Raw genomic sequence first — 17,248 nt, 5'->3', positions numbered from 1 at the left:
AATCCTAAAAAGCAACTATCACAGTTCATTGGTGAGATAGATAGAGCTAATATGATTTAAAGTTGAATTTTTTCGTGCACTAATTATACGAGCAGGATTACCAGCTACAATCATGTTGGGAGCCACGTCCTTTGTCACAACACTACATGAACCCACTATTGCATAATCGCTTATAGTAACGCCAGGCATAATAAATGCCCGCGCCCCAATAAACACATGAGCACCAATGACAATAGGTGAAGTGATGAGATTCATAGCAGCCTGATCGAAAGCATGAGTACCAGTACACAGATATGCCTCCTGAGCAACGGTAGCATGCTCATGAATAATAACTTCCCCTAAAGAATATACATTCGCCCGGTCGCCAAGACACGCACGGTTGTGAAGCGTTAAATTCCATGGAATTTGAATACGAGCGCGCTGATGAACAAAAGGCACTCCGTAGATCTTGGCACCAAATAGTTTCAGCCATATAATTCGCCATGAATTAGCTGGTTTAGGCGTCCATGAACAGAGTAAAAGCCAGACATATTCCCATAAAAGTGTCTTTATGCGCTGACTAACACTCCAAGGACTATCATATGGATCTGTTTGTGAATGAATTTTCATAGAACAACATTTTGGTCTAGTTTCTTTTCGTCAATGACTCGCTCAAACTCATCAATAAACTGCGATGAAATAAAAGAGATAGAATGGCTTTGACGTACATTTATAGCTTGCTGTGCTAATTTATTGCGGAAGCTTGTATTTTTTTGCAAACGCTCAATTGCTTTACCAAGTAATTCAACAGCGTCGTTACTCCGGTGATTAAATATTAATCCATTCGATTCGTGATTGATGAAATCACAAAAGCAAGCAAGATCGGATACTATAGGAACACATCCCCAAGCCATTGCCTCTAAAGGTGCCAAACCAAATGTTTCACCTTTTTCTGCAACAGAAGGATACACAAATACAGAAGCTTCGGCATAATATTGATTTAATAAATTCATATCGAATACGGGGCCAGTAAACTCAATATTTGCCTTGCCTGCAAGCTGCTTAAGTGATTTTAAGTAAGAAGAACCCCCACCGCCGGTACTAATATCTGATGGCCCAATAATTCTAAGTTTCCAGTTTTTATCAAGAGTTTTAAACGCTTTGATTAAGAGTTCTATACCTTTCTCAGGGTGTAACCGTCCGACGTAGAGTAAAACACGTTTTTTCTCATCAAAATCAATTTTTGGTAAATCTTGAAAAGGTAGTGAATTTGGGATAATTACAATTCGTCTGTGCTGATTAATTGGCAGTTCTTGTCGGATTGCGTCAGCAACCGTAGTAGAGTTTGTCCTTAAAAGAGGAGCTTGTTTATAAAGCCACATCTGTCCCTTTGGGAGTCTATCCACACTTACGCATACTTTCTTACGCAGTTCTTTGTTCAACAATAGGGGCGACCAAAATGTATTTGTCACTATAACATCAACATCTCTAGGAATTTCTTTAATTGCTCGAATTGAATAAAGCAAATCCAGCCATTTTAATTTAATAAGTGATGAAGGGGTATCATAACCCAAAACTCGAATATAGTTAACACCACAAATCTCTTCTTTAGCCAGAAGATCAGGATAAGAGCGCCCAATATGCACTACTTCATGGCCTAAAGCTGCAAATTCTTGGCCCGTTTTATACCAAATTTTTTCTACCGCTCCCCCTAGAATTGGGGGAACCGGAAAGAAAGCACCTTGTATAATAGCAATTTTCACAAATTTTCTTTTTAAGTAGTGTATCAAAAAAATTTACCAACTATTGATTTTTATCCTATAGCTGTAATTAAGTTTTTAGCAGCAGGTCTAACCGCGAAATATTTTAAATAAGATTTTTTAGTTTGCTGTTCAATAGTTTGTTTATCCGTATGGGATAAGTTTAACCAGTCTTCCAATAGTTGTTTCGTTCCTGCCATTGAATCTGCGGCAATTATTCCGCTACCTGCCGTTTTAATTTCCCGCCAAATATTTACTTGGTCAGAAATTAGCACAGGTTTACCGCAAGCCAGTGCTTCTACCACCGCGATACCAAAATTCTCCTGGTGGCTTGGTAACACGAAAGCTTCGCAGCCATAAAAGGCTCCCCACTTGGCATTGCCGGTGAGCATACCGGGAAAAGAAATTAGGTTTGCTAGGTCTTCAAATTGTAACGCTAACTGCTGAATTTTTTGGCCATAAGCAGTTTCCAAACCAGGGCCTGCAATAACAAGCCTCGGTATTTTTATTTTCTGGCCTACATTAATATCCCATGCTCCTGAAGCATTTCCTACACAAGATTCAGGTTCTCTTTTTAAAAGATTCTGTACGAGCTTTATATAGGCTTCGATTAGTAGATCTATACCTTTCTTTTCGTGAATACGGCTAAGAAAAAGAAAGTAAGGAGTATCCCGAAGGTCGGGGCATTTTTCCAAGAAAGCGTCTCGCATGGCAGGCATATAGGCCGGAGGCTCGTCAACACCTAATCCAACCACGGTTTCACCTTTCGGTTGATAAGGATAAAATGGCTCACGAGCAAGTCGTAATTCCGCTTCACAGGTAAATAATAGTCCGTCGGCTTCAGCAATAACGTTGCTTTCAATTAGTTTCCAATAGGCCCAATTCCGCATGGCTTTAATTCTCCGGCTTGCGACTCGTTGGAACCAAGGATCAAGCATACCATGGGGCATAATAAAGAACTTTGGATAGGTTCCTTCTACTTGCTTTGTTTTGCATATACGCATTGCCTTGTGTACGGCATATCCTGGGTAAAGCCATAAACCATGGAGAATTATAACATTATAGCGGGAGGAATTTTCAACAAGCCAAGTGACGAGTTTAGGATTGTAACCCCATGTTCCATTTCTTGGACCGAGAGCATGAATAAGAAAAGAATCTTTAGCAAGAAAGGGTGCATCAGGCGCGTCTAAGCTAACGACTTCGTTGTAAATACCTTCTTTTTGAAGACCACTTACTATCGTTCGTACAGCCTGAGATACACCCCCATGACTGGGGTCAATTTCCGCTACTACATGAAGAATTTTCATTTTTTTATTTTTATTCTCCAGAAATACTTCCCTGCACACAGGATGACGTATGTTGCTTTTAAAATTTGCCGTTTATCATATACAAGTTGGCTCATGCTGCTTCTACAATTTTTTGATAAATCTGTTCAATCCGGTCCAGCGTTTTTTTCTGGTCAAATCTTTCCGAATTTTTGAGCCCACTTTGAATGACTTCTTCATATTCTGCAGGTGAGAGACGAAGAACTTTCTTAACAACTTTTGCCGCTTCGGTTGCCCACACATCAACTTTAGATGGGGCGTGTGGCCGACGTGGAATTAGAAAGCCAGCCTTACCGGCCACTTCTGTCATTGGCGCTTCATCTGTTGTAATTACGGGACAACCTGAGGCCATTGCTTCAGCTATAGGCCAGCCGAAACCTTCGGCAAGCGAGGGAAATATAAAGACCGAAGCACCAGCATAAGCCAGGCGAACAAATTCGTCTTCAATGCCGCTAAAAAAGTGAATATCCGTTTTGAAAGGAGATAATTCTTGTCTCTTTATTAAGTTAGAATCCGGTACTTCGCCTATCAACAAGAGCGGCAACTTTACTTCATCTGTTGAGCGCCATGCATCATAAATATCAATAACTCCCAAGCGATTCTTATACCATATGTTACCACCCACGTGCAACAAATAGCCAGCGGCTAAATCGAGTCCAAACCTACTGCCCAACAAACGTCTGGATCCAGCAACATCAGAGGGCACAAATGATTGGTTTAAATAATTATATACTACTTCTGATGTTAATGGAGGTTGAGGCAAAAACCGATGAAGGTCCTCTTGAGTTTTCCGAGAAGTATAAATAAAACGCTTTCCTTTAGAGTACCCGCGTCGAATAAATGCCTGGTAGCTTCGGCCAGTCCAGCTAGTTGGATTTTCCCGAATTTCACCCAATGCTGACCGTTGTGCCAGAAAGTCATGACAGTGAATCACATGAGGTCGATCTGCGATAAAAGGCACATAAGGCCCTAATGCGTTATCTGTAAGCACGAAAAGCGTATTGGGGGGACACTGCTTCAACCGAATACGTACCTCACGAGGAAACACAATATATTGATCAATGTAACCCAGCCACTTTCGCATTACTGATAAGGAAGGAAGACGAAAGAACCGAGCCTGAGGAGACCAAAGTTCTACTTTATGCCCACGCTCTTTCATACCCTCAGCTAGTACACGTGCAAAGCGAGGCATACTCTGGTGGTTGAGAAAGGATGGATGAGCAAAAAAAACAATATGCATATAAGAGTTATTGGTAGATAGTAATTCATGTCGCTCGGTTGCCAGCCAAAGTCGCGAACTATACGTCATCTGACATGACTACTTATCTATCATTGACAGATGAATAAGATGAGGCCGTTGGAGGGTGAATCGATCCTAAGGTCGCATCAAGCACTTTTTTACATATATCTTCATTGCCTACTCTACCTTCACGAACGCGACGCATGCCCGACAGTCGAATAGCTTCCCGCTGACTATCATTTTCGAGTAATTGATGGCATACAGTAGCACATTCTGCCGCATCCGACCAAAAAACCGCATCGACGCCTTCCCGGTATAGGTCAAGGTGTTCGGCTGTGCGTTCAGCACAAAATAAGCCACCTGCGTAGGGCACTTCGAGCGATCGTTGCGTATGCAGATCCCGATTTCCCTTTGAAAGAAACCCAAGACAAATTTTGGCTCCCTGAATGGCTGCTACATATTCGCGCCCCCCTAAAGCGCCCCCACGATACACGGACTGCAAACTTTTCCAATAAGGGGATTTCGTCCAGCGATCACCCCAAATACTAATTGGTACACCCTTATTGATAAGTTCAAGAATGAACTCATCCCTTTTTTCGTGCCGCATCCAAGTGCCAATGAAAACCACATCAGACTTAAACGATGCGGGAATAGCTTCTTCATCCGTAAAGGGGTTGTGAGCTTTTTCGTCGTAGCTTCTGAATACGCGCATCACCCGTTTAGCGCCAAGCCTCAGGCATTCCTCTTCTGTTTCTCTTCTAACTACGACTAAAACATCATACAAGGGTATGGCTTGCACCAGTGAGTCAAATCTATGTCCATCTCTTTTTCCGGTAGGATCATCGACATTGTACAGAACTACTGGACAAGCCAGGCTCTTCATAGTTTTTATGATTTCAGGTCCAAATAACTCGCCACTATCTACCCAGACGAGATCCGGTTGCTTAGTAGTACTTATGATTGTACTCACCCATTTAGCTATCCAAACCTGTAAAAGGCGGTAGCCTGTGCGATAATGGATTGGACCAGTCCATTTTGCGGCAGGAAATTCGGCTACTTTTTCGAAAGGATCTTTGATTACAACAGTATGCCCAAGTCGTTTGAGGGCATTTGCCCTGTGAGCCGACGTTGAACTTTGGTTGCTATCACCAAAATAAAGTATACTAGCCACTTGAATAATTTTGAGTTTTTACTGAAAGAATTAAATCTTCTTTATCGTATAGAGTCTGGATCTTTTCACTTGCATTGACGATCCATCACCTTGAATAAACGTACTTATTAGACGAGTAAAATGATAAAACAAAAAATAGAGTAATACCATTTGAATCCAACCTCGAAGAAAAAAAGAACCAATTACTTCAACACTTTCAAAAGGTAAGAATTGAAAAATGGACGTTAAACTTAGCAATCCACAAAAACTAAAACGCACGTTTGAGTTATTCATGATTACAGAAGAAGTGTTCTTATACTCACGAATAGCTAGTTTATCAAATAATACATAAACAGGAAAAATACCTATTGCCAGTATAAGCAAATACCACCATCCAAAAGTGGCCATGCCTGTACCAGCGAAGTGCCCCGTCCGAAACGCTTCGAGAACCCAGGGACTAGCAGTCACTTGATAATAAAAATAATCGCCATAAGAATTAGAGTTAATCATTTCCTTATTTACGTTCAGCCCTAAAAATTCTAAAACTGGCAATGGAAGTGTAGACAAGAAATGATCGATAGTAAAATTCAACAAATCAGTATCATAATCACCAAGTTTAGCCGCCATGACCAAGCTTGCATCATTATATTTTAAATTAGAAAATCGTTGAATAAAAATATTATCCATATAAATTTCATCCCAATCCTGTTTTTCTGTATTATCGGCTAGTCTGCGTACCCGAATTGCGTCTTTATCATTAAACGCTTCTAGCGTTAACTCTATCAATTCAGAATAAGGAATATCGAGACGCTGGCCACGTACCATAGCCATTGCTGTACCAATATCTGCTATAGGCCCGGTGAAAAGCCAAAATATGATTGCTGCTATAAATGAGTTACGTAACGTGAAGAAACGAGGTTTAAAATAATTTAACAACGCTCCTAATCCATAAGCAAATCCAACAGAAGCGAACCCTAGCATAAACCCAGATCGACTGTTTCGAGCTATGCTTACCAAAAACAGGATAAGGGTAAAGGTGGCTAACATAATCAATAATCGCTTAGTAGTCACCGCATTTCTGCCATACAACCGGCCAAATGGTATAAAATAAGGCGCATAGGAAAAAGGTATCAGTGCCTGAACAACTTTATCCTCTGCTGCTCCTGTTGGAGACCAACCAACTGATGGAGAGTAAAGCCAGACATAGTATGTTGAAGCCACACCAATTATCCCCATTATCCATAATTGAAGATCACTTGGAGGAGCAAAAAAACCAGCTCTTTCAAACAGAGAAGATGTTCCTTTGGCCCACTTTTCAGATAGTATCTGATAAAAAATATGTACTAGTACCAGTACAAAAAAAGCAGCCATTGAGTGAAAGAAAACTTCGAAAGGAAGCTCAAGATTAAATACAATTGGTTTACCCTCTAATAAGGTAAATAACAACGGAAAATAGAATTGTGTAGATGAAAAACCTAAGAGTAAAAAAGTAGAAAGAGGAAAGTTCTTTAATGTACTGGAACGAAGAAACACATTTGTAACTACTGACCATACAATCAGAACACACCCAACTGCTACAAAATTTTCTAGGCTTTGAAAGAATATACACTGAAAAATAGAGGAAATAACAAGTACAACCCAAGACCAACGCACAATTTTGACAGCGAATTCCTCGCTGGCTGTTCCCGAAAAATGATGACTGATATGACGCAGTTTAGAATTCATGTACCTTTCGAAATAGAATTAGGTATTATATATTTTTTTTATACCGGGTAAATAGATCAACATCTTTTTAGCATATTGGGTGGCGAATGAAGGTAAGACCTGCCAAAATCGCCAAGCGTTCCAAAGCAGAAGTAATGTTGAGCAAATTAGTATGCTCCATTTTATTTGAGGTAACCAAATCATGAAAGCCATAGCGATTGCAGCAATCCATACCGATGTAGTTGCTACCTGAGAAGAATGTGCGGGCCACAATAGGCCCACTTCGCGCAACCAGCGTTGCGCAACAATCTTATAACCTGATGTAGCGACAATTTCTGCAACTAATAGAGAAATACCAGCGCCAAGAATTCCATTTTTAGGCACCAAAATTAACATTCCACCAATAACGATGGCAGCGGCTGCTATTGATAACATTAATTGAGGTTTGAGTAGGTTGTTACCTATTACTACCGCCATAGCAGGTTGCGCTACTGCATATACAAGAATGCTTAATGAAAGAATGGAAAAAAGTAGTGGATCGAAAGTAGTTTGTCCACGCGTCCATAAATGATAAAGTGGTTCAATAAACGCTTGTAACACGACTAAAGCTGGCGCTACTATAGCTACCACTACAATCCACAAAATTCCAAATGATGCATCTACACGTTCTTGATCTCGTTTACTTAAAAACCGCATTAACTCAGGCATTAGAGGATTTATAATAGTTCTTACCCCTTGTAAAGCAACGTTTGCTCCTGTTCGCATTGTGGAGAAGGCCACTAATCCGGCAGCTCCAACAAGCGGGACTAAAACAAGCCGTACCCCCTGCTGACGAGCATTTTCAAGTAAGCCTTTTCCAGATATAGCTAATGAGTGAAGAAAATTCTTACTGCCAACTTTCCATGATGGATAACAAAATTTAATTTTTTCTCTACGCAGTAAACGAAATAAATCTATATACAGAGGAATGCTAAATACCACCGATGCACAGGCGGTTGTAATACCCGTTACTAATAAGTCTGCGCCAAGATTTATGGCAACTATAGGAGCTATAGATGAGACAATAGAACTAAATAAATTCCACCAAGCCATTCGTGGATAATAGCCAAAAGGTCCCAATACCCGAAAGATTGATCCAGATACACTCAGACAGATAAACCAGGTTATACTTTGCAACAACAGAATAAGGCCAGCTTCATGAATTAGGCTAGAACTTAGTAAAGTTGATTTTCCTAATAAAAGTGGTAATGTGCCACTATTTATGAAGAATAGAACTGAAACTATTTGTAGTATACTTATAAGGGTACTAATACTAATACCAGACCAAAGACAAACACTTAACTCTAAAGGTTTTTCTTTCCCAATTCGTAAAAATTCATAAGTAAGAAACTCCTGATGACCGAAGTCTAAAGTTGTTATAATACTCACCAGAGCTTGAATTGAAATCCAAACTCCGTAAGTTACAACATCCCAATGAGTAAGGTATATAGGCAGCAAAATCACCTGAAACACCATATTAACGCCAATTTGTACCCATGACGCTGCGCTTCCAGAGATTAACCGCGATGCTGTTGACATAATCAACTAGTATTTATTATAAAATAAGAATTCTTAAATTCCAAAACCCAAAAAAAACAAGCATATGATTTACTTTATGGCTACTGAAAATTAAACTTTGAAAAACGGGACATATTACCTAAACTTTACCAAGCATTTTTATCTCCCTTAAGTGTTGATTTTACTGTCCACCAACAGATTCGCATATCCTGCCGTAACGTATATTTGTTAATGTAGAAAAGATCATAGCGTATTCTGTGTTGCATTTTTATATGATGGTCCGTAATGCCACGTGCTCCCCGAACTTGTGCTAAACCAGTAATTCCAGGAAGGACAGCATAGCGTTTATAGTAATCCGGTATTAAGGAAAAGAACTCTTCGTCGTGTTGAATTGCATGGGGACGCGGGCCTACAACACTCATAGTACCATGTAAAACATTCAAAAATTGCGGCATCTCGTCTAGATTAGTTCTTCTCAAAAACTTACCTATGCGAGTTACACGACTATCATTGTGAACAACTTGCTTAAAAGCAGCGTCACGGTCATAAGTCATTGTCCGAAGTTTAAGACAGTAAAATGGTCGACCATTTCGTCCTGTTCGCAATTGCACAAACATGATCGGGCCCGGAGATGTCAACTTAATTAATAGCCCAAATAGTGGAATTAGCCAGATCAAAATAAATATTGTCACTAAGCCCGCTATTAGCAAATCGAAGAACCGTTTACGGATACAATTAGCCTTCTGCTGAGTAAAATAGGCTTCCTGTTCCGACTGAAGTAGAAAAGTGTCCCTATTGATAGAAGTAAGCATATTGTTCATTTGTTGTGGAGTGAATGTAAGGTCATTATCAAAAACGTGTCGTCACCGACGAGGTAGTGATAATCAGCTTTTCCTGCTCATTTGACCATAACCATAACTGTATTTATAGCTACTACTATAATGGTATGAAGCATCATTATCTATTGCGTTTAATATAATATTCAATCTCTGAAAGCGCTTTTCATGATAAAGCTTTTCCAGCATTTTAAGATGATTTTTAGGCGTCAAATCATGACGAACGATAAAGAAAGTGGCATCAGCCAAGGGGGATATTAAGCGTGCATCCGATACGAGACCAACAGGAGGAGTATCAATAAGGATATAGTCAAAACTTTCACGTAGCTCATGAATCAGCTGCTTTAGCCTTGGGCTGCTTAATAATTCTGACGGATTTCCTGTTTGAGTTCCGCTGGGAATAATATAATAATTTGGGCAGCCCGGCACAGGTGCTAAAATATCATCCAGTGTGGCTTCATTCCTTAGGTAATCACATATACCTCTGTTGTTATCAATATCGAAAACCTTATGTATTTTAGGCATCCGCAAATCCATTTCAAGAATGACCGTTTTCTTGTCTACCAATGCTAAACTCATACCCAAGTTTAGCGATATAAATGATTTACCTTCTCCACTTATACTAGACGTAAAAAGCAGCACCTGACTTTCTTCCGAATCATTCCGTATAAGTTGTAAGTCAGCGCGTAACGTTCTAATCTGCTCGGCAATTACTGATTGAGTATTTGGCGTTATGACAACTGACCCTGACTGCTGTTTCTTTACTAACTCTCCAATAATGGGTATTTGCGTAGCTTCTTCAACATCTGTGCGTCGTATGATTCGATCATTTAATGCGTCATGTCCAGCAATACCTGCAATTGGTAATAAGATTCCCAGAAAAATGAATAGCATATACACCATGCTTTTAATAGGCTTTACTGGCTTTTCACTACTTTGTGCAGGGTTGATTGTACGACTGTCGTTGGCTACCGAAGCGAGCGCAACGGCTGTTTCTTCACGCTTTTGCAGCAGATAAGTATAAAGATTATTCTTGATCGATTGTTGTCGGGTAATATCCATCAGCGACCTTTCTTTTTGAGGCAGCGTCCTGATTTCACCTTCTAGTATTTTGTTTTTGTTTAAGTATTGTTGCTGAGAACTGAGCAACATTGTCTTCATCAGAGAAATATTCTCTGCCATATTGCTCTTAGTAACTTTTATTTGACTATCTAAGGTTTGCAGTAATGGACTATCCTCTGAAGTTGTGCGTTCAAGTTGATCCCGCTGTGCTTGCAATTGGACCATTTTATTAATAAGCGTTATTAGAGTTGGATCATTTAATCCCACTGTTGCTGGTGCACTACCCTGTTTATTGGATTGATTATTTACATACGCTTGTAGATCATTGATTGCGGCAAGTTGAACATTTACCTGATTAAGTAGCGCGTCATTTTCTTGGGCCGTTTTTAGGAAAGACTCTCCTTGAGTGCTTAAATCCGTTATACCCTGTGTAGCCTTGTATGATTCTAGACTTTGTTCAACATTCGTTAGTTCACCTGAAATAATATAGAGCCTTCCCTCTATAAATTTAAGCGCATTAGTGGCTACTTTATTCTTATTCAAAATAGCCATTCTATTGTACTCTTCAATGAGTTGATCTAAAATAGCTTCTCCTTTTTGAGGAACAGCGTCTTCAAGACTAAGTTGTATTACAGAAGTGGCTTTAGTAACAGGAGCTGCTTTTAAACGTTTAATATAATCGTCGACAACTGATGATCGCTTAGCTACTTGGACAGACAAGGATCTAATTGTGTCATTTACCTGATCGCGTGTTACTATTCGCAAACGGCCGTAAGGCGTTTGGATACTTTGGTTAAGTGGGTATGCTACACCGTTTATCTTTACAACTTTATTGCTTGCTAAAAATAGCTCTAACGGCTTCTTATACAATTCAGGTTTGGCTTGCTCAACTAATAACTCAATTGGCGATGTATCGTAGATTTCATGTTTACCAAACATAGACGTTAGATAATATTGAGCATCTAGATGGAGCTTTTCTACTACTCTATCCATTAAAGGAAATGAACGCAGGATTTCCACCTCATTTTCAATAACCTTTCTAGGAGTAGTTACTTCAAATTCTTTCAGCAAATTATCTTGTCCATTTACTTTTGTTTCATCTTGTATAAGTAAGCTAGCCTGTATTTTATAGATGGGTTGTTGCTGTAATAAGAATACATACGCTCCTACTAGCATTAACCCTACAGAGAGTAGAAACCAAGGCCACCGTTTTGCGTATTTTGACAGAAACATTCGCGGGCTTGCACTGTTTGAACCAACAACTTGATATGGTAAATAATTAAAATTTTCATCCATAAGAATGAGGATTAATAAGGTTTATAAAAAAAAGTCTGACTACCCAACGTTGCCAAAATTAGTTTCTGTCTAGATAACGAGATGTTAGTTACCTGTAAAAGTAAATTTTGTTTTTCTTTCAAAAGCCTGTATACAGATATAATATTGTACGAGGCTATTCGAAATATACCAATGAGTTTGGTACTATATATTTCGTTAAAAAAAATTAGCGAATGAATATACAAGCTTATTTTAAGTTAATATTTTATAGATTTATTTACCATTCAGTTAATAAAAATTTCTTATATAAAACCAATAATTACAATACTATAGCAATACTAATACTGAAAGGATTTTCCTCCAATTAATAAATTATTGTTTTGACGTCTAAACATACCATATAGTTAATTACCTACTCACAAAACTCTAAATAAAAGGCCAACTATTACTTCGACAAGACCTTTACCAATGTAATCACTTCTGCAAGCACACCAAGTTTATAGTCGATACGATATAAGTATATGTACCAATTCTTCACATAATGTTTAATAAACCTTGGTGTGGCGCAATAACCAGTCGCAAATTATATAAGCTTTAATAAAATCTGAAATTATGGCAATTCGATACCTAACTGTTAGAAATAAATAAAAAGTTTTGATTTAATTCTAATAGAAACATACATGTCTATTTTTGTTGTCAGTTTTAATCAAAACAAAACATAACGCATAATCAAATAATTTTATTTTATAATTATTATTATAAATGTAGTAATTATTTTAATAAAGAGCCGTACAATAAATTAACAATTTATTTATAACTATATAAAATAGATAATATAGTAAACCATTCTCTTTTGTGGAAAGCAAAAATCCTTTGTTTAGGATGTTTTATAGTAGATAATCTATTATAAATATCATTTGAAATTGATCATGTGCCGGGAAAACTTAATTTATCAGACTTCGCCTAACTTCAGATTACCTTAACAAACTCAAGCTACGTCCATCAAATATATAGTGAATAGACAAACGCCCCGAGGTTTTCTGTTCTCGACGGTATTTATAGTCCCAATAAGCAACTATGATTTGTATACAGTTAGCCGACGTTATTTTAGCTCGTCTAGAAGTACACCGTCATCTGATTGGACAACTTGTTAGCATTTATGTCGATACGACCACGTATAGAAGCTATAATCGACTTTAGCGAATTTGTCGTCCTTTGTAAGTGATATAAGCGCTTATATCTACTCGAGTTCATCAATTATTGGTGTAACTGCTATTTACCAATAAAGAGCAGCCATTCCTGATTTCTGAGACGCCCGAGTGGTTGAAAGGTATTAATGAGCCTAAAAAACTCGTGGCTTAAACAGGGTGATTGTTCTCCCCTTTGACCATTTCTCTGACAGTCTTTTTGAGCCGGAGTAGCCAAACACGGATGAATTACAAAGCACAAAATTCTTTAAAGAATTGAGTACATTTCAATTGAAGCGTCGGAAACACCATGAGCGGGTATTTCGTACGATAAAGAAGGATGGGAAAGAAGTTCATGGCCTGAAGTGGCCACCGGTGGTCCAGTCCATCAGATGCACCCACATAAGCAAAGTATCGTTGGGTCGTGGCTGATGATGCACCGTAGATGATGCCCTGTAGCGGTATGATAGTACGGTAAAAAGTATGCTATGGAAATGTCTATACGAAGCTGCGTCCAGATGATGAACCATACGATAGCTGAATTACCGCTGATTCCAGAAACTGTCCAATCTAGACTCGGTTAGAAGCTTTATTCGCAAGCCGAAATATCTTTTGTCAATTTCGTTGCATAGCCTATTGTCTACGAAAATTCATTTTTTGGCCGGTCAAGAGAACGGTTTATTCGGGTGGCAACTTGATAAACATCCAGTGGTTCACATGGTGGGATGGCGCAATGACCCATTCCAATCTATTGTTAATCTCTTCTTCTCGTGTCAATCCCCCGATACTTTTATCAATAAAACTGTCGTAGCGCTGACAATACATATAAAATGTCTGCTTGGGGAAGTCGTAAAAGCCTGCTACTACTCCGATTTTAGTCACACTCAGAAGCATTTGCTGATTATCGGCTTCAGAAAAGTTATCAGGTGGCCGCTGAGAACCTTTGTACCACTCATAAAAGTAAATGCCTGGCTCACCAGTTTGGTTGTTCATATAATATAGTTTACGATTAGCGCTATATTACTACTTAACAGTAATGACTATTGTTATAATTTCGACAAATAGATAAAATAGAGTAGGATATTCCAAGGTGGTAAACTTATCTACACATGAGATCGAATAACCGCTAACTCGACGTCAAGTGTCTGCATATACCGGTTAACAAGAGGGATAACTTCGGCCATTGCTATGTTAGCCGCAATCGAGGCCTCCACAAGTTGCCCTAGGCGGACCAATTCAGTTAAGCCAAACACCTTAAATGATGCTTTCTGAGTATGAATGATGCCGCCAATTGTGGCTAAGTTATTTTGTTCCAGCGCTTGCCGAATCGCCTGGACCTGAGCCGGTGTTTGGACCATAAACAAATCCAAAAGTTCAATGGCAAATTCCCGGTCGTCGTCCACCGCATGTAGTAACGTCTCAAAAGAGAAACTGGACGCCGGTTCAACCCATTTCTTGATAGGCTTTTCCGGAAGGGCAGTCAACCCCGAATTAGGCGCATACTTGCGTATAATACGTTGCAATTCCTCGATCTGGAAGGGTTTAGGAATGAAATCATTCATGCCCGCCTGTAAGCACTGTTCCCGCTCGCTGGCTAATGCGTGAGCCGTCATGGCGATGATTGGTACGGCGCTTCTCAGGGTATTTCGAATGTGACGGGTTGTTGTGTAACCATCCATAACGGGCATCTGAATGTCCATCAAGACCAAATCAAAATTAGTTTCTTGTAGCTTTTCAAGCGCCTGTTGGCCATTTTCAGCTACCTGAGCTGAATACCCTAAGTGTTTAAGGACCTGAAGAGCCAGTTTCTGATTCATTATATTATCCTCAACAACCAGAATCGTTATGTCTCCTGTGTCAGTGCTTGAGGGCGCAACCGACTCATCGGCGACCGGCTCTATCTGTTGGGGGGCAACTTTATATGGAATTTGTACTGTCAAGCAGGAGCCTTCTCCGGGTGTGCTGGATACGGTAACCCAGCCGCCCTGCAACTCGGTAAGTGATTTGACGATATTGAGACCCAGTCCAGTACCCCCATAATGGCGGGTTGTAAAATCACTGGCTTGTCGAAACCGCTCAAAAATGTAAGGCAGAACATCGGCGGCCATGCCAATACCGGTATCCTGAACACTGAAGCGCACCTGTACGACTCCATCGGTTTCCGCTTGTTTTTCAATCCGCATCGTTACCCCCCCCTGCTTAGTAAACTTGATGGCATTGCTCAATAAGTTCACTAAAATTTGCGTCAGCCGGGTGGGATCGCCCAGCACAGCAGACGGTAACGTAGAATCGGTTTCAACCACGAGGTGGAGGTTTTTATCCGCAGCCATCGAGTGAAGCATAGTTCGAATGGAATCTGCCAGTAAGTGAATGCTGAATGGAATGGATTCTAAAGATAGCATGCCCGCTTCAATCTTGGAAATATCGAGAATATCGTTAACGATAATGAGCAGGTTTTTACCGGCGGTACGAATAAAACCAGCAAATTCCTGCTGTTGTGCATCGAGGAGAGTTGTCTCCATCATCGTTGAAAAGCCAATGATGGCATTGAGGGGCGTGCGTATCTCGTGACTCATGTTGGCCAGAAACTGCTTTTCAGTGTATCGGACCTCTTCGGCGATTTGCTTAGCCAGGTATAACTCTTCTTCTAGTCTTTTACGCTCACTTAGGTCGTAGTGAATTCCCATCGATCCAACAATAACGCCCTGTTCGTTCGTAATGGGCACACCACTAATAAGCACCCAGATACGGCTACCATCTTTGCGAATCAAGGGCAGCTCGTAGGAACCGGCATTGCCCTGCCTGCGTTGCCCCTGTTGCCCGTTAACAACCTGCCGAAACTCAGGCGGTACCAGAAGATTAGCGGCATTTTTGCCAACTAGTTCGTCTTCTGTATAGCCTAGCATATTGCAACAGCGCTCATAGGCGCGCAAAATCGTTTGATTGTTGTCGACTTCGAGTAGGCCCAGTTCCATACTGTTCATGATACCCCGGTACTTTTCATCACTTTTACGAATTCGTTCATCCGACCGGTATTTCTCGGTTATATCTGTATACTGCCACAGATGACCCCGGTAGTGTCCGTCCAGCCAAATAGGAATGTAGGTCCAGGTTAACATACGCCCGTCGGCCAGGCTAATGACCTCATTGATAACGGCGCACTGTTTGTTTACCGCTTCGTCCATCTGCTGGCGGAACGGCATTGCATCTGTAAACAGAGAGGGTGCCGGAACAGCAACCGGGACAAACGCCAGACCCACCAATACCTCGGGCGCTTGAGTAATGCCGAAAAGATCACAGTATAACTGATTGACTAAGATGATTGTGCGATTCTCATCTTCAACCAGTACGCCCGTATGTAAGTTGGTGATGAGTGATGCCAGCCGTGCCTGGGTTGTCAGGAAGTCGTCTTCAGCATGTTTTCGTTTAGTAATGTCCCGGGCTACAGCTACCAGTTCGGGAATATGCTGATCATCGTCAACCAGCCCAACCGTCTGACCAATCCAGACAGTATGGCCGTCTTTGGCCCGGACCGGAAACTCAATATAAGTGTCTGACTGCCCGGTTCGAATCATCGTCTGGTAGAACGAAATTAACTCAACTCGGTAGTTGGGCAGCACAAGGTTAATGAAATGCCAGCCCACCAGTTCGCTTTGGGTGTAGCCCAAACAATCCACCATCCGCGAATTGACGAAGGTGAAGTACCCCTCGGGAGAAATCTTGAAAATGATATCCCGAACCGACTCAACAAGTTGACGGTATCGGTTTTCACTAGTCTGCCGTTGCCCTTCCTGAGTTTTAATTTGTTGGACCAGCTGTTCGTTAAGGTGGCGGAGTTGCTTATTAGATTGGTCAAGCAACAAGGACTCCTTTTCCAGCAAGCTTTGGGTGTGCCTGTGGGTCTCCTGTTCGTAGGCAAGCTGTTGCTCAAGGAGTTCTAAGGAGTTCATATTTATGGATTGATTCAAACACAGTGGATATTACCGGCATGGGGCACGGTCGCAAAGTAGCCGTTTGGTACTATATTTTTTACGAGTTGTATCCTCGGTATCCAACTCGTAGCTCAACTTGGTCGAGACGTATAGCGTATATAGTTTTTTTCATTACGGACAAATATCTCAGCAGTAAGAAGTGATGTACAGCGCTATTAATAAGCAAAAATACCTATATATT

General features: G+C 40.4%; 11 protein-coding genes. All 11 read right to left on the bottom strand.

Annotated features, from left to right (window positions below; genetic code table 11):
* Positions 1-18: 18 nt before the first annotated feature.
* Positions 19-609 carry an LbetaH domain-containing protein gene (locus tag ACFS25_RS10530; RefSeq protein ID WP_381499703.1) on the bottom strand — a complete coding sequence of 197 codons (591 nt, stop codon included), beginning with the start codon at positions 607-609 and terminating at the stop codon, positions 19-21.
* Positions 606-1,742 (bottom strand): glycosyltransferase family 4 protein, encoded by a 1,137-nt coding sequence (locus ACFS25_RS10525; protein WP_381499701.1) that lies wholly within the window; start codon positions 1,740-1,742, stop codon positions 606-608. The genes ACFS25_RS10530 and ACFS25_RS10525 overlap by 4 nt, the downstream gene beginning before the upstream one ends.
* 50 nt (positions 1,743-1,792) lie before the next feature.
* Positions 1,793-3,046, bottom strand: coding sequence for a glycosyltransferase (locus ACFS25_RS10520; protein ID WP_381499698.1), 1,254 nt, complete (start codon positions 3,044-3,046; stop codon positions 1,793-1,795).
* Between the two features lie 91 nt (positions 3,047-3,137).
* On the bottom strand, positions 3,138-4,304 hold the full coding sequence (locus ACFS25_RS10515) for a glycosyltransferase (protein ID WP_381499695.1): 1,167 nt from the start codon (positions 4,302-4,304) through the stop codon (positions 3,138-3,140).
* Between the two features lie 82 nt (positions 4,305-4,386).
* Positions 4,387-5,475, bottom strand: coding sequence for a CgeB family protein (locus ACFS25_RS10510; RefSeq protein ID WP_381499693.1), 1,089 nt, complete (start codon positions 5,473-5,475; stop codon positions 4,387-4,389).
* Between the two features lie 30 nt (positions 5,476-5,505).
* Positions 5,506-7,179, bottom strand: a complete 1,674-nt coding sequence (locus ACFS25_RS10505) for a hypothetical protein (protein ID WP_381499691.1) — start codon at positions 7,177-7,179, stop codon at positions 5,506-5,508.
* An 18-nt stretch (positions 7,180-7,197) separates the two neighbouring features.
* Positions 7,198-8,736 (bottom strand): lipopolysaccharide biosynthesis protein, encoded by a 1,539-nt coding sequence (locus tag ACFS25_RS10500; RefSeq protein ID WP_381500890.1) that lies wholly within the window; start codon positions 8,734-8,736, stop codon positions 7,198-7,200.
* A gap of 125 nt (positions 8,737-8,861) precedes the next feature.
* Positions 8,862-9,527, bottom strand: a complete 666-nt coding sequence (locus ACFS25_RS10495) for a sugar transferase (RefSeq protein WP_381500856.1) — start codon at positions 9,525-9,527, stop codon at positions 8,862-8,864.
* 72 nt (positions 9,528-9,599) lie between these two features.
* Positions 9,600-11,909, bottom strand: coding sequence for a GumC family protein (locus ACFS25_RS10490; RefSeq protein WP_381499688.1), 2,310 nt, complete (start codon positions 11,907-11,909; stop codon positions 9,600-9,602).
* 1,844 nt (positions 11,910-13,753) lie between these two features.
* Positions 13,754-14,068 (bottom strand): hypothetical protein, encoded by a 315-nt coding sequence (locus tag ACFS25_RS10485; protein ID WP_381499686.1) that lies wholly within the window; start codon positions 14,066-14,068, stop codon positions 13,754-13,756.
* Between the two features lie 110 nt (positions 14,069-14,178).
* Positions 14,179-17,025, bottom strand: a complete 2,847-nt coding sequence (locus ACFS25_RS10480) for a PAS domain-containing hybrid sensor histidine kinase/response regulator (RefSeq protein ID WP_381499683.1) — start codon at positions 17,023-17,025, stop codon at positions 14,179-14,181.
* Positions 17,026-17,248: the final 223 nt, after the last annotated feature.

The sequence above is a fragment of the Spirosoma flavum genome (genome assembly GCF_042686045.1).
GTDB lineage: Bacteria > Bacteroidota > Bacteroidia > Cytophagales > Spirosomataceae > Spirosoma > Spirosoma flavum.
Note: the sequence above shows the minus strand (reverse complement) of the source record. Positions and strands in the feature narration are given on the sequence as shown.

Excerpts from the sequence above, each read along its gene's own strand:
- ACFS25_RS10485 (WP_381499686.1), bottom strand. The coding sequence starts at position 14,068 with ATGAACAACCAAACTGGTGAGCCAGGCATTTACTTTTATGAGTGGTAC.
- ACFS25_RS10505 (WP_381499691.1), bottom strand. The coding sequence starts at position 7,179 with ATGAATTCTAAACTGCGTCATATCAGTCATCATTTTTCGGGAACAGCC.
- ACFS25_RS10490 (WP_381499688.1), bottom strand. The coding sequence starts at position 11,909 with ATGGATGAAAATTTTAATTATTTACCATATCAAGTTGTTGGTTCAAAC.
- ACFS25_RS10530 (WP_381499703.1), bottom strand. The coding sequence starts at position 609 with ATGAAAATTCATTCACAAACAGATCCATATGATAGTCCTTGGAGTGTT.
- ACFS25_RS10480 (WP_381499683.1), bottom strand. The coding sequence starts at position 17,025 with ATGAACTCCTTAGAACTCCTTGAGCAACAGCTTGCCTACGAACAGGAG.
- ACFS25_RS10515 (WP_381499695.1), bottom strand. The coding sequence starts at position 4,304 with ATGCATATTGTTTTTTTTGCTCATCCATCCTTTCTCAACCACCAGAGT.
- ACFS25_RS10520 (WP_381499698.1), bottom strand. The coding sequence starts at position 3,046 with ATGAAAATTCTTCATGTAGTAGCGGAAATTGACCCCAGTCATGGGGGT.
- ACFS25_RS10495 (WP_381500856.1), bottom strand. The coding sequence starts at position 9,527 with ATGCTTACTTCTATCAATAGGGACACTTTTCTACTTCAGTCGGAACAG.
- ACFS25_RS10500 (WP_381500890.1), bottom strand. The coding sequence starts at position 8,736 with ATGTCAACAGCATCGCGGTTAATCTCTGGAAGCGCAGCGTCATGGGTA.